The organism is Legionella geestiana, assembly GCF_004571195.1.
GTDB lineage: Bacteria > Pseudomonadota > Gammaproteobacteria > Legionellales > Legionellaceae > Legionella_B > Legionella_B geestiana.
The window spans coordinates 288249-302960 of sequence record NZ_CP038271.1 but is presented as its reverse complement, the minus strand read 5'-3'; the positions used below and the strand labels follow the sequence as shown (position 1 = coordinate 302960).

Sequence of the window (14712 nt, the reverse complement as noted above, 5' to 3'; positions counted from 1 at the left end):
GCACGGCAGCTTTACCAAAATGGCCATTTTGGCGTAATAGCGTGAAAAGTCAACATGCATCCCTGCAAAAGGCTGAGATAAGGCGCGTCTTCACTCCACAGAGTATCTGTAAACCCCTCTGACATCATGCAAATGTCAGCAGCATCTAACGGGGTGACAGCGACCTCTCATACGGTTGCGATGAACTGGATGAGGAACAGGATACTGATGAAGAATTGTTGCGTGACAGTTCTCGGTTGAGCTCAAGAATGCGCGCATCAAAAAAGAGGGAAACCGTCGTTACAAAATTATTCTTCAGCTCTTCACGCTGTGTTTTGGCAAGTTTAGCGCTGCGGCCTTTGGATTTTTTAGAGCCTGGCGCGAAAATTTCATCGCGTGTCTGTGGAAGTTTTTCATCCATCGATGCCTTAAGCCGCGCATGCCACTCTTTGCAAAGATAAAAATCCCTGTTTCGCGGCAGGCTTCCCCCGGCAATAGAGAAGGATTTTCCGCGCTCCATGTTGGGGTCTCTGGTAACAAGATGGTTGTTAATGGTGATAATGCATTGTCGCACTGTCTCATCGAGGAGTGCCTGGTGTTCTTCGGTGAAGGCATCCGTGTCCCTCGGCTGCAAAAATGCTTCAATCGTTCGTCGAAATGACAGGTGCCCGTTGATGGGCTCCTTCCTCGCGAGCTTTGTTTCGAGGTGTTCGCTCTCTTTCCTGAAGTGCAGTTCAGTAAATCCGGACTCGACCACCGCTGTAATCATCTGCTGCAGACAGTTAACCACCTCTTGACGCAGTACAGAATCGCTGTCGATGATGCTTCTCAGACGGTTTAATACAAGAGCAATATCTGCATCCCCCGTGACATCAGCAGCCTGAAGAGTCGGGTCTGCAAAGAAATCCAGTGGCATCAGCATGATTCTTGCAATTGCGGTTCGCTCATGTTTGATGGCAGCTTTCAGACAGTGTATTGATGGCAAAGCTTCACGCAGTTCATCAATGTCTGAGATGCTCTCAAGAGGCGTAGGCCTGCGGTTTAAGGAACTGTTATTAAGGGCTCCTGCAATGGCGTTTTGGAAGTAGGACGCAATTTTGGGATACATGGCCTGTTTGTCTAAAACTTCTAAGGCGGCCCATGCTGGATTCAGGTACATATCAAAAAGCGTGCGGATTTTTCCAACCAGCGTGCTTTTCAGCGGATAAAGAATGTCCCCTTTTTTGCGCTGCACCTCAAGGCTTAAGGAAATAGCGGAGAAGACATACCCGTCATGAGGAAGAAGGTTAGGACTGGTGGTACCACCATGAGCAAGAAAATGTTCTTCATAACAAAGCGTCCTGCCCCAGAGGTCTGCTCCGCTCTCTGTATGAGGAATGAGGCTGTCAAGGCTTAAATCGCGCTCAGTCACCGGGTGAGGCGAGGGAGTGCTTTCCGATCTGTCTGCAAGTGAGTCAGTGGTATATTCATCATCGCAGGAACTCTGACTCCTCGTGATAAAAGACGTTTTTGAGGCACTCGACAGCGTCGATAACAGCTCTTCGCCAGTGGGCAGTGTGAATCGGACACTGCGCGGCGAGAGTGCCCCGGCGGAGCTGCTGCTGCCGGCCGGGCGTTTGGGACTTTCGCTGGTCGGGTCACTGCTGCTTCGGCGTGGAAAAAATGCTGAGCTTGAGGATGAAGCAGGCTTTTGTTCAGCTCTGACTTCACGCATGGGATTATCTTTGAAGAATTTTCTCGCTTTATTAATGCGGATGGATGTGTCATCGACAATGATACCCTTGACCCTTGTGAGCAATGCGGCAAGCGCACTGAAGAGTATGGGATCTTTAATTGTCGTTGTGGTGTTCGTGCAGATGGCGGTGTTTGTGGCTTCGTCATAGTCCCAGATTATCGGGCTTCCCTGAAAGGAGATTCCAGACAGTACAACTTTTCTGGCTTCACGTATGGGATAAACTTTGAAGAAGTCACTCGCGTTATCAATGCGGATGGATGTGTCATCGACAATGATACCCTGGACCCTTGTGAGCAATGCGGCAAGCGCACTGAAGAGTATGGGATCTTTAATTGTCGTTGTGGTGTTCGTGCAGATGGCGGTGTTTGTGGCTTCGTCATAGTCCCAGATTATCGGGCTTCCCTGAAAGGAGATTCCAGACAGTACAACTTTCATAATGTAATTCAAATGGATTTAAAAGTGATATAACTTATCGCATTTTGTTCAAAAAGTAAAGGCTTTTGACGTTTTTATACGAAATAAACGTCAAAAAAAGATTCACTTTAACATTTTGTTGCCATTTTTTTGACGAAACACCGTTTTCCAGTGATTGTTATCAGGGTAAAATTTGTCACAAAAGTAGAAATACGGCATACTATGCGCGCTTATGTCCCATTATGGGCCGTGATTTAGCGGAATTAGAAAGAGGGGAATCTCATGAAGCGTCAAACCCGATGGCTGGCTGTATTCTTTGCGCTTGCAGGCGCTACCGGCAGCGTTTTTGCGCAGGACGATGCTGCACTTCCGTGTGAGCGTAATACGATTGAGGTGTTTCAAAAAGCATCTCCAAAAGTTGTTTATGTCCACCGTCTGGCAACGGTTGCCAATGGCGGACACCAGTTGATGAACGTTCCGGCGGGTGCGGGTTCTGGAATTATCTGGGATAAAGCCGGGCATGTAGTCACCAATTTTCACGTTATAAACGGCGCTGACAAGCTTGCCGTGACCATCGGAAACCTGACGGTTCCGGCGACCGTCATCGGTGCTGAACCCCGCAAGGACATTGCCGTACTGGCGCTTGAGTCCCCAAAAACCGCACAGATGCTCAAAGACTTTACGCCCTTTGAACTGGCATCGCCGTCAAATCTGATTGTTGGACAGAAAACCATCGCTATCGGTAATCCTTTTGGGCTTGATCACAGCCTCACCGTGGGTGTGGTTTCGGCCCTTGGTCGTCAGGTTCCAGGAATTGGCGGGGTTGCCATTCGCGGGATGATTCAAACGGATGCGTCCATCAATCCCGGGAACTCAGGCGGCCCGCTCCTTGACAGCAGAGGGCGGCTGATTGGTCTTAATACAGCCATTTTCTCACGCTCAGGCGCATCCGCCGGAGTGGGTTTTGCCGTACCGTCAGACGATGTGTCACGCATCGCGAACCAGATTATCCGCCATGGTCGTGTTGTTCTCGCAGGCATTGGCGTAGAACGTGTGGATGCTTCAACGGCAGCGCGTCTTGGCGTGCAAAAGGGGGTTTTGATAGGCGATGTATTGCCGAACACGCCCGCAGCCCGTGTAGGCTTGCGCGGCACTGAGCGACAGGGTTTTGGGCATATTCGCCTTGGGGATATAATCGTGGCTCTCAATAAAAACCCGGTGCCCGATTATGATGCTCTCTACAACCAGCTTCTGGATGTCAAGCCTGGTCAGCAGGTGACGGTTACGGTTCTTCGTGGTGGCAAACCGTTTGATTTTCGTATGAATACGATTGATATTGCCGGCTACAGCAGTACTCCGCCGCGCCGCGGCTAACGTGAAGACCCTGCTGTGGATTCGCTGCAGCAGGGTTTAGGGCGTGCTCCGGTACCCTCGCTTTTTTTTTAAGAATCTGCTACTAATACGCCATCAAAAATATGAGTAAGCTCATGGATGCGAATAATGCGCCGTTCTCTCTATACCTTGATGCTGGCAGCCCTTTTGCTCGCAGGATGCGCCAGTCCGCCGCCGCGTGACGTCAATAATATCTGCAACATATTCAGACAATATCCGTCCTGGCAGCGTGATGCTGAATCGGTCGCCCGCCGCTGGCACGTACCTGTTCCAGTTCAGATGGCGATTATTCATCAGGAATCGCGTTTTGACAGCCGGGCCCAGCCTGCGCGAACGAAGCTTTTGTGGATAATTCCCTGGAAGCGGCCGTCCACCGCTTATGGCTACAGTCAGGCACTGAAAACCACGTGGGACCATTATCGCCATTCCCAGGGCAGTATTTTTGCATCCCGCACGGATTTTTCCGATGCGGTTGATTTTATTGGCTGGTACGCCAACGAGGCGCGTTTGAAAGCCGGCATTCGTCCGGATGATGCGTTTAGTCTTTATCTTGCCTACCATGAGGGAATAGGGGGCTATCAACGGGGAACCTGGCGCAGTAAAAACTGGCTTGTGCCGGTAGCGCATAAGGTCAGCGCCAGAGCGCAGAGTTATCGGATGCAGCTCGCGGCGTGTAAGACACCCCCGTCACGCTTTGGATTCTTTAAATAAGAGGGGAAGAGATGCGATTAATGCTGTTGGGCGGGCCGGGTGCCGGCAAGGGTACTCAGGCTGCTCGCCTTGTGAAACATTATGGTATTCCTCAGATTTCCACGGGCGACATGCTGCGAGCGGCGATTGCCGCGCGCTCGCCGGTAGGACTTGAAGCGAAAAAAGTCATGGATGCAGGGCAGCTGGTTTCCGATGCCATTATCCTGAAGCTTGTAGAAGAGCGCCTCACGCAACCAGATTGCCAGAATGGTTTTCTATTTGACGGCTTCCCGCGCACACTGGCACAGGCAGATGCCTTGAAGCACTCTGGCGTGCGACTTGATCAGGTTGTCGAGATTGTTGTTGACGATGAGGAAATCGTGCGCCGCATCAGTGGTCGTCGCATCCATCCCGCTTCTGGCCGTGTTTACCATGTGACTTCAAACCCGCCAAAACAGGAAGGGCTTGACGATGAAACCGGTGAGCCGCTGATAACCCGCGATGATGACAGTGAAGCGACAGTGCGAAAGCGCCTGGAAGTCTATCACGCACAAACCGCGCCGCTTGTTGATTATTACGAAACCTGGTCACAGTCAGGCAGCAAAGATGCGCCGAAGTTTCACAGGATTCAGGGAACTGGCAGTGTAGATGCCATTTTTGATGCAATTATTAACGCCATGGAACAGGGAGGCTGACAGATGTCCATACATGCGCTGACAGAGGAAGGTTTTGAAGCGTGTCTCAGCGAAAATGCGATTGTATTTGTTGATTTTTGGGCGCCGTGGTGCGCGCCCTGTAAACAATTTGGCGCTGTTTACGAAAAAGTATCTGAGCGATTTACGCAGGTGCATTTTGCATCCGTGAATATCGAAGAGCAGCCAGCGCTTGCCGAGTGGTTTGAAATCCGCTCCATTCCGCACCTTGTCGTCTTCAAAGAAGGGATTGCCATCTATTCAGAGGCTGGCAGCATGCCGGAATCTACGCTGATTGAGCTCGTTGAACAGGCGCTTGTTGTGGATGTGAGTGAGCACCATGCCCCTGATGACAAGGATGCATGAAGCAGAATCTCAAGCTCGAAGCCGGCGTCTGCTGTCGCTTGATGCTTTTAGAGGGCTGGTAATTGCCCTGATGGTGCTGGTTAACAGCCCGGGACGCCCTGAGACATGGAATATCCTTAAGCATGCCACATGGGACGGCTGCAGCCTCGCCGATTGTGTGTTTCCGTTTTTTGTGGTGATTCTCGGGATGTCATCGGTGCTTGCCATAAGCAGCGCACTTGAACGGGGTGTTTCGCAGAGCGCGCTGTATCTTGCCATTATCTGGAGAGCCTTCTATCTGTTTATGGCAGGCCTGCTGCTGAATGCGTTTCCCCATCATCTGAGTGATTTTGCAGTGCGCATGCCGGGCGTTCTTCAGCGTATTGCGCTTTGTTACCTCGCTTCAGCACTGCTGGTGATGAAAACCTCCGCGAGAACCCAGCTCATACTTGCAGTACTGATACTGGCCGGCTACTGGCTCTTGTATCGCCACGTGCCCGGGGGAGATGCGATTGCATGGATTGGTGGCATTGACCGCGCCATTTTTGGAGCGAGCCACCTTTACCGCCCAGATTTTGACCCGGAAGGTTTGTTGACCACACTGCCGGCATTTGCTTCCGTACTGCTTGGGAACCTTGCGGGCTACCAGTTAAAGCGTACGCAGAACGTTGCTGAAAATCTACTGTTTTTTACGGGTTTTAGTCTGCTTTTGATGTTTGGAGGATGGGTTTTAAGTTTTACCTTTCCGTTGAACAAGTCGCTGTGGTCAAGCTCGTATGTCCTTATGACCGCAGGGCTTTCGTACCTCGTGTATGCCGTTTGTTATGCCCTGATTGAAGGCTGTGGCATGCGTCGAGGTGCTTATCCTTTTATTCTGATGGGGCGCCATGCGCTGCTGATTTACCTGCTGCACGTATTTTTCCTGAAGCTACAGCAGATGGTCCTGATACGCATGCCTGATGGCAGTGAGGTGTCTTTTCGACGATTCGTGACCGACACCCTCTTCGGTGCACTTTCACCTGAAAAAGCCTCCTTTGGTTATGCCCTCATCTATATGTTGCTATGGCTTTTATTTGCGTTCTGCAGCGAGCACTTGTCGTACAAAAAAAGCAGGCCATCTCTTAAGCCGCATTTGCAGCCGAAAAACTTGATTGATGACTCGCCCTAGATTAAGGCAATCGAGGACTCAATGCATGCAGCCACCCGCAGAGCGCCTGGTCTGTCGGTAGTAAGGCCAAGCTTTGTGCGCCTCCATAACACATCGTCCACATGCCGAACCCATTCTTCTCGAATCAGATAATCAAGCTCAGCCTGATAAAGCCCCGGGATAATTTCGTTACCAAGCGCCTGAATGCTCCTCTTACCACCAAGCAGGTGTTCAGTACGGGTACCGTAGCTGCCAAGATAGCGGTTAAGAAGCTCGGGATTAAGCCACGTATAGCGTTTATGCGCATACTCAACATACTCACTAAAGGGCTTTCCAAACCATTCAGCGCCTGGAAGTGGAGTAACGGCGGTTTTTGAGGGGGATAAATCAGGAAATACAGGTTTTAATGCGTCAACCGCGATTTCAGCCAGTTCGCGACAGGTGGTGAGTTTTCCGCCATAGATGCTGACCCCAGGTGCCGGCGCATCTGTAAAATGGCAGACATAATCGCGGCTTAAGGTGCGGGCATCCTGTTTGGAAGAAGCAACAAGCGGGCGCACGCCACTAAAACTGTCGCAGATGTTTTGAGGCGTGACCGTGAGCTTGAAAAAACGGTTGATGGTTGTGCAAAGATAGTTTTTTTCTGCCTCAGTTATCTGAACAGCATCGAGTGAACCGTTATAAGGCGTGTCGGTCGTGCCCACCATGGTAAAGCCATACCACGGAACGACAAATACCACGCGCTTATCCGGGTTTTGCAGGAGATAGGCATGCTCGCCTTCGTATAATTTGGGAAACAAGACGTGACTTCCCTGCACTGGTGTCAATTGCCAGGGCGAATCTATACCAAGCAGGGCGTCGGTGGTTTTAGCCCACGGGCCTGTGGCATTGATGAGTGCGCGTGCGACAATTTTACGAAAATCGCCCTCGGCATGCTGCAGTGTCAAATGCCAGAGTCCATTTACAACATGTGCACGTACAAGGCTTGTATGCGTCAGGATGCTGGCGCCGGAAAGGTGTGCCATAAGCGCGTAACTGACGGTGAGACGCGCGTCATCAGTGGTTGCATCATGGTATTGCAGAAGGCTTTTACAGTGTGTCTGCAGCGGTTCAAAGCATTCAGGGTGCCTGTAGAGGCGCAGTTTTTTTGATGCCGGCAGTTCGCCGAGTCCACCAAGCCTGTCATAAATAAAAAGTCCCGCGCGCATCAGCCATTGAGGGCGCGTGTTTTTGTTCAGAGGAATAACAATGGACAGTGGTTTAATAAGATGGGGAGCCAGTTGCATGAGTCGAGCGCGTTCCTTCAGTGCGCGTCTGACAAGCTGGAATTCGCCAAGCTCAAGATAGCGCAGCCCGCCATGTATGAGTTTTGTGCTTTTTGAGGAGGTAGCGGACGCTAAATCGCCTTTTTCCACGAGTGCTGTGGACAGTCCACGCAGCGCTGCATCCGCCGCACACGCACACCCGTTAATGCCGCCTCCGATAACAGCAACATCAACTGTCCTCTCCATATTTCACTCTCCCTTGAAAATGCTTACACTATTAGAATTACAGACAATTCTGGAATTCCAATGCGCTATATTGCCGCGGTCGATCAGGGAACCAGCAGCACCCGTGCCATGCTGTACGCGCTGGATGGCACGCTGGTGCGTTCACATCAGGTGCCTCTTACTCAATACTATCCTAAAGCAGGCGAGGTTGAGCATTGTCCGGAAGAAATAATCCGCACCACCCTCGAGTGCCTGAAGCGCGTGCTGGATGGCACGGCTCCGGGCGAGGCAGTCGCCTGTGGACTGACCAATCAGCGCGAAACCACGCTGCTCTGGGACCGCCAGACCGGAAAGGCGCTCTCACGCGCGATTGTCTGGCAGGACCGCCGCACCCATGCGTTTTGCGAGAGCCTTTCTAAAGCATCCGATGGCATTCAGCGCAAGACAGGCCTGCTTCCTGATGCGTACTTTTCTGCCAGTAAGCTGCGCTGGCTGCTCGATGAAATTCCCGACGCCCGCCAGCGCGCTGAAAAAGGACAGCTGGCATTTGGAACAGTGGACTCCTGGCTGCTCTGGCACCTCACTGGCGGCAAAGTGCATGCTACTGATATCACGAACGCCTCGCGCACATTGTTATTTAACATTATAGACCGAACCTGGGATGAAGATTTACTGGCACTGTTTGACATTCCTGCATCCGTACTTCCAGAGGTGAAGGACAGTGATGCGCATTACGGCGTTACTGATAGCAGTGTGCTTGGGCACCGAGTGCCCTTGATTGGCGTTGCGGGCGATCAGCAGGCTGCGTTGATTGGGCAGCGCTGCTTTGAGCCGGGCATGTGTAAGGCGACTTTTGGCACGGGTGGCTTCCTTCTGATGAACACTGGCACAAAACCGGTGTATTCAGGGCATCGGTTGCTGACAACAGTGGCTTATGCGATTCAGGGGAAGGTTGCTTATGGTTTGGAGGGCAGCCTGTACCATGCCGGAACCACCGTAAAATGGCTGCGTGATGCCCTGCAGCTTATTACGACCTCTTCAGAGACAGAAACACTGGCTGAATCGCTGACCGATAATGGCGGCGTTTATCTGGTTCCGGCCTTTACCGGTCTAGGTGCGCCTTACTGGACTTCTGCTCCTGGTGCCGCCATTTTTGGGCTGACGCGCGAGAGTAATCGCGCGCACTTTGCCCGCGCTGCACTGGAGAGTGTGTGTTATCAGACCCGCGAAGTACTTGCATGCATGCGTGATGATGCGGGGTTTCTGCCATCAACCCTGAGGGTTGATGGCGGCATGGCGGCTAATGGCTGGTTTTTACAGTATCTTGCATCACAATGCGGTGTGGTGGTGCAAAAGCCACATGACATAGAAACCACGGCACTGGGGGCGGCGTTTCTTGCGGGACTCGGCGCGTCTGTCATCCCCTCACCAAAGGCACTGATGACCCAAAGCATGACTGAAAAAGAATGGATGCCGCTTGAGGGCCGAGCGCAGATAGACCGTGATTTTTCCGGCTGGCAGCGTGCAGTAAAGGCTGTTGGCGTTTTTGCGCCGCGTTAGCGCGAGTCCTCATTTCATACGGAATGAGGACTCGCGCTGGAAGGATTATAAATGCCTGGCTTAAAGCCCGGCATTTATCGAGATTTGCTGTAGATTACTTTACATCCCGGAAGGTTTCACCGGTGTAGAGCTGGCGCGGACGGCCAAGGCGACCCTTGTTGGCGACCATTTCAAGCCAGTGCGACATCCAGCCGACTGTGCGCGCGAGTGCAAAAATCACAGTGAACATGTTAACCGGAATGCCAATGGCGCTCAGAGTAATGCCAGAGTAGAAGTCAACGTTCGGGTAGAGTTTCTTCTCTACAAAGTAATCATCTTCAAGCGCGATACGCTCAAGCTCCATGGCCAGTTTAAAGAGCGGGGTGTCGTGTGCATTAACCGCTTCCAGTACTTCATGACACGTTTTACGCATGACCTTGGCGCGCGGGTCGTAGCTCTTGTAAACGCGATGGCCAAAGCCCATCAAACGGAACGGGTCGTTTTTGTCCTTGGCGCGCTCGATAAAATGACCAATACGGCTGACATCGCCAATCTGCTGCAGCATGTTGAGGCAGGCCTCATTCGCGCCGCCGTGCGCCGGTCCCCAGAGAGCACCAATACCTGCAGACACACAGGCGAAGGGATGCGCGCCAGTGGAGCCTGCAAGGCCAACTGTTGAAGTTGACGCATTTTGCTCATGGTCTGCGTGCAGCGTAAAAATGGTGTCCATGGCACGTACCAGCACCGGGTTCGGAACAGTTTCCTCAGAGGGTACGCTAAACATCATGTGCAGGAAGTTCTCCGCATAGGACAGGCGGTTTTGCGGGTACATGTAGGGCTGCCCGACAGAGTACTTGTAGCTCATGGCCGCCAGTGTCGGCATCTTGGCGATGAGGCGGATGGCCGACCAGTAACGGTCATCTGGATTAGAGAGGTCCATAGAATCATGGTAAAACGCCGATAGCGCGCCGACAATACCCACCATGATAGCCATCGGGTGTGCATCCCGTCTAAAACCGTTCAGAAACTGATACATCTGCTGATGCACCATTGTATGGTTATTAATAAGACCCACAAACTGATTCTTTTGTGTGGTATCGGGCAGTTCGCCGTTCAGCAGCAGGTAACTGACATCAAGGAAGTCTTTTTTTTCTGCGAGTTGTTCAATGGGATAACCACGATAAAGCAGGATGCCCTTGTCGCCATCAATATACGTAATTTTGGATTCGCAGGAGGCGGTGGACATGAATCCCGGGTCATACGTATAGACATCATGCGCCCCAAGGGAATTTATGTCGATGACCGGGTTGCCCAGCGTAGGGTAGAGCATGGGCAGTTCCACCGGGTCATGCCCCGCGATGTGCAGTTGTGCGGATTTTGCTGTCATTTGTTTCTCCTCATGTGCTGGCCGGTGGGCCGCATGCCTCAAGGGGGCGACTATATAAAAATGACCGCCCCGCGTCAAACTTCCAATGCATGCATTATGGTACATTTACGGTTAAATCGGAAATAAACACTGAGCCGGCTGCAGAAGGGTTACAGAGCAGGATACATTTGATGTGCGTGATATGTTATCCTTTGAACCCGGAATTTTGTGTTTTCAGTGAACGATTGCATAAGGATGCGTCCTGATTATGGTTTCTCCTGCAAAAGAAGTGATTACGGTCAATATCGAAGACGAGCTCAAGCAGTCATATCTTGATTATGCGATGAGCGTTATTGTCGGGCGGGCACTGCCTGACGTTCGCGATGGTCTGAAGCCTGTCCATCGGCGCGTGCTCTTTGCCATGAGCGAGCTTGGTAACGACTGGAACAAGCCGTATAAGAAATCGGCGCGCGTGGTGGGGGATGTTATCGGTAAATACCACCCACACGGTGATACGGCCGTCTATGACACCATCGTGCGCATGGCACAGCCTTTCTCGATGCGTTACCTTCTGGTGGACGGTCAGGGTAACTTTGGTTCAGTGGACGGCGATGCGCCTGCCGCGATGCGATATACCGAAGTGCGCATGTCACGCATGTCGCATGCGCTGCTTGCCGACCTTGAGAAGGAAACGGTCGATTTTGCGCCCAACTACGATGAAAGCGAATTCGCGCCTGTGGTGCTGCCTTCCCGTGTTCCGAACCTGCTCGTCAATGGTTCTTCCGGTATCGCGGTGGGCATGGCCACCAATATTCCGCCGCACAATCTCACAGAAGTGATTGATGCCTGTGTGGCTCTGGTCGATGATCCCGAAACCACGCTTGACGCTCTGATGGACATCATCCCGGGGCCAGATTTCCCGACAGCGGCTATTATTAATGGCCGCGCCGGCATTATTGATGCCTACCGCACCGGTCGGGGGCGGGTGATTCTGCGCGCGCGCACCGACATTGAAACCGATGAAGATACCGGGCGTCAGGCCATCATCATTCATGAATTGCCGTATCAGGTGAACAAGGCACGCCTTGTAGAGCGAATCGCAGAACTTGTGCGTGAGAAAAAACTTGAAGGCATCACTGGACTGCGTGATGAATCTGACAAGCAGGGCATGCGTGTAGTTATTGAACTCAGACGCGGCGAAGTGGCCGAAGTGATGCTCAATAACCTCTATGCGCACACGCAGATGCAGAATGTCTTCGGCATCAACATGGTAGCATTAGTCGATGGTCAGCCACGCACGCTGAATCTGCGCCAGATTCTCGAATATTTTATCCGTCATCGCCGCGAAGTGGTCACACGCCGCACGATTTTTGAACTGCGTAAGGCGCGGGAGCGGGCGCATATCCTTGAGGGGCTCGGCATTGCGCTCGCCAATATCGAGGAAATGATTGCGATTATTCGCAGCTCACCGACCCCGCAGGATGCGAAAGACGCGCTGATGGCGAAAGTCTGGCAGCCAGGGCTTGTAAAAGCGATGCTCGAGCGCGCCGGCTCAAGCGCCTGCCGTCCTGATGACTTGCCGGAAGCCTTTGGACTCTCAGATGCCGGTTACCGGCTTTCTGTTGTTCAGGCGCAGGCCATTCTTGACTTGCGTCTGCACCGTCTTACCGGTCTTGAGCAGGATAAAATCCTTGGTGAATTTGGCGAGCTTTTAGAGCGCATTCGCGAACTGCTTGAGATTCTTGGCTCACCTGAGCGCCTCATGCAGGTTATTCGTGCCGAGCTTCTTGAAGTGCGCAATCAGTTTGGCGATACACGCCGCACAGAAATCATGGCCTCTCAGGAAGACCTGACCATCGAGGACCTCATTACTGAGGAAGACGTGGTGGTGACCATTTCGCACCAGGGCTATGTCAAGTATCAACCTGTTACCAGCTATCAGGCGCAGCGGCGCGGCGGCAAGGGTAAGTCAGCGACTAATGTCAAAGATGAGGATTTTGTCGACAGACTGGTTATTGCGAGCACCCACGACACGCTGCTCTGTTTTTCAAACCATGGAAAACTCTACTGGCTCAAAGCCTGGCAGCTGCCGCTGGCAAGCCGTGCTTCACGCGGCAAGCCTATTGTAAACATCCTGCCACTCGCAACTGATGAGTCGATTAACGCCATGCTGCCGGTGCGTGATTACGAAGAGGGCAAGTTTGTCTTTATGGCAACCCGCCTTGGAACAGTGAAAAAAGTTCCCTTGAATGCCTTCAGCAGGCCGCGTTCAAACGGCATTATCGCGGTCGATCTCGATGAGGGAGATTTGCTGGTGGGTGTTGATATTACCGATGGCTCAAAAGATGTCATGCTGTTTTCAGATGCTGGAAAAGTAGTACGCTTTAACGAAACTCATGTGCGCCCGATGGGACGTACCGCGCGCGGTGTGCGTGGAATTCGTCTTGCTGAAGGCCAGCATGTGAAGTCCCTCGTTGTTGCGGGACCCGGTGTGACCATCCTCACAGCCACCGAGAACGGTTACGGCAAGCGTACAGATGTTGATGAGTATCGAATTTCTGGCCGGGGCGGTCAGGGCGTTATTTCCATCCAGGTCAATGAACGAAACGGGCGTGTGGTGCGTGCCATTCAGGTCGTGGACAGCGATGAAGTCATGTTGATTACCGACCGAGGGACGCTGGTTCGTTTCCGTGTTAGTGAACTCTCCGTTATTGGCCGCAACACGCAGGGGGTTCGTCTGATAAACGTTGCTCCTGGCGAGCAGGTTGTCGGCATGCAGCGCATTGAAGATTTGGGTGATGATGCGAGTGATGCAGACGATGCGGAGGATGCTGAACTTGCAGACTCGCTTTAATTTTGGTGCGGGCCCTGGAATGCTGCCTCCTGAAGTGATTCAGGAGGCAGCTGCCGAACTGCCGGAATGCCGCTATGCCGATATGTCGATACTCGAAGTCGGACATCGCACTGACGCATTTCAGGCGCTGCTCAAGGAAACAGTTGATGACTGTCGCAGGTTGCTTGGTGTGCCGGATAACTACCATATTCTGTTTCTCGGAGGGGCGGCACGCACGCAGTTTGCAGCCTGTGCACTGAATTTTTTTACAGGAAAGCTGAGAGCCGCTTATCTGGTCAGTGGACTCTGGTCATCCATGGCGTTTGCAGAAGCCTCAAGGCTCAGCAACGCCTATTGTCTGGCCAGCACCGAGCCTCAGGGATTTTTGGATATTCCCGATGTATCCTCACTTACGCTTGAAGATAACACGGGCTTTATTTACTGTACGCCGAATGAAACAGTTAATGGCGTAGCACTTTCGACATTGCCCGCATGTGAAGACCTCCCGCTCGTTGCCGATATGACCTCCTGTCTGTTTGCGACTGAGGTGGATATTCAGCGTTTTGGCCTTATTTTTGCCGGTGCCCAGAAGAATCTTGGGCCTGCAGGCATGACCATTGTCATCGTGCGTGATGATTTGCTGGCATGCGAGCCATCCCCCATGCTGCCAGCCATGATGGATTACCGGGTGCATGTGCGTTCGGCGGGGCTTTACGCAACGCCACCCGTATTTAACATCTGGATGGCTGCCAAAATGCTTAAATGGATGGAGAAAGAGGGGGGTGTTAAGGCTCTGGCTGCGCGAAACCGCGAAAAGTCACAACGTCTTTATTCCTTTATCGACCAGCAGGATTTTTATAAAACACGTATTCAGAAACGTGCTCGTTCGGTGTTGAACGTCTGTTTCGATGTACCAGAGGCAAAACAGCTTGAACCCTTTCTGAAGGGTGCGAGTGAACACGGACTGCTGGCGCTTCGAGGACATCGAGCAGTTGGTGGTTTGCGTGCGAGCCTGTACAATCCGATGCCCATAGCAGGTGTCGATGCACTCATTGAGTATATGAACCTGTTTTGCGGGAGTATGAGCTGA

11 protein-coding genes are annotated in these 14712 nt (G+C 52.3%); 8 read left to right on the top strand and 3 right to left on the bottom strand.

What is annotated here, in order from left to right:
* Positions 1-145: 145 nt before the first annotated feature.
* A complete protein-coding gene (locus tag E4T54_RS01290) occupies positions 146-2149 on the bottom strand; it encodes a hypothetical protein (protein ID WP_028386158.1) in 2004 nt (667 codons plus the stop codon).
* A gap of 261 nt (positions 2150-2410) precedes the next feature.
* Here E4T54_RS01290 and E4T54_RS01285 point away from each other — a divergent pair, with 261 nt between their 5' ends.
* The 5 genes from E4T54_RS01285 to E4T54_RS01265 all read left to right on the top strand — a co-directional run bounded on the left by E4T54_RS01285 (position 2411) and on the right by E4T54_RS01265 (position 6415).
* Positions 2411-3502, top strand: a complete 1092-nt coding sequence (locus E4T54_RS01285) for a S1C family serine protease (protein ID WP_028386159.1) — start codon at positions 2411-2413, stop codon at positions 3500-3502.
* Positions 3503-3628: 126 nt separating this feature from the next.
* On the top strand, positions 3629-4231 hold the full coding sequence (locus E4T54_RS01280) for a transglycosylase SLT domain-containing protein (RefSeq protein ID WP_028386160.1): 603 nt from the start codon (positions 3629-3631) through the stop codon (positions 4229-4231).
* 11 nt (positions 4232-4242) lie between these two features.
* Positions 4243-4905: an adenylate kinase gene (adk, locus tag E4T54_RS01275; RefSeq protein ID WP_028386161.1), complete on the top strand. Its 663-nt coding sequence runs from the start codon at positions 4243-4245 to the stop codon at positions 4903-4905.
* 3 nt (positions 4906-4908) lie between these two features.
* Entirely contained in the window at positions 4909-5268 is a 360-nt protein-coding gene (locus tag E4T54_RS01270; RefSeq protein WP_028386162.1) for a thioredoxin family protein, read from the top strand.
* Positions 5261-6415 carry an acyltransferase family protein gene (locus tag E4T54_RS01265; protein WP_051550851.1) on the top strand — a complete coding sequence of 385 codons (1155 nt, stop codon included), beginning with the start codon at positions 5261-5263 and terminating at the stop codon, positions 6413-6415. Before E4T54_RS01270 ends, E4T54_RS01265 begins: the two co-directional genes overlap by 8 nt.
* Here E4T54_RS01265 and glpD read toward each other — a convergent pair.
* Positions 6412-7905 (bottom strand): glycerol-3-phosphate dehydrogenase, encoded by a 1494-nt coding sequence (glpD, locus tag E4T54_RS01260; protein ID WP_028386163.1) that lies wholly within the window; start codon positions 7903-7905, stop codon positions 6412-6414. The two genes, E4T54_RS01265 and glpD, sit on opposite strands and share 4 nt — an antisense overlap.
* A gap of 60 nt (positions 7906-7965) precedes the next feature.
* Between glpD and glpK the strand changes: the two genes are divergently transcribed.
* Positions 7966-9444, top strand: a complete 1479-nt coding sequence (gene glpK / locus E4T54_RS01255; RefSeq protein ID WP_028386164.1) for a glycerol kinase GlpK — start codon at positions 7966-7968, stop codon at positions 9442-9444.
* Between the two features lie 94 nt (positions 9445-9538).
* On the opposite strand, the gene gltA is transcribed toward glpK, so the two are convergent.
* The gene (gltA, locus tag E4T54_RS01250) at positions 9539-10810 is read right to left on the bottom strand and encodes a citrate synthase (RefSeq protein WP_028386165.1); all 1272 of its coding nucleotides are present in this window, start codon (positions 10808-10810) and stop codon (positions 9539-9541) included.
* 247 nt (positions 10811-11057) lie between these two features.
* Here gltA and gyrA point away from each other — a divergent pair, with 247 nt between their 5' ends.
* On the top strand, positions 11058-13643 hold the full coding sequence (gyrA, locus tag E4T54_RS01245; protein WP_028386166.1) for a DNA gyrase subunit A: 2586 nt from the start codon (positions 11058-11060) through the stop codon (positions 13641-13643).
* The gene (serC, locus tag E4T54_RS01240; RefSeq protein ID WP_238582841.1) at positions 13618-14712 is read left to right on the top strand and encodes a 3-phosphoserine/phosphohydroxythreonine transaminase; all 1095 of its coding nucleotides are present in this window, start codon (positions 13618-13620) and stop codon (positions 14710-14712) included. Before gyrA ends, serC begins: the two co-directional genes overlap by 26 nt.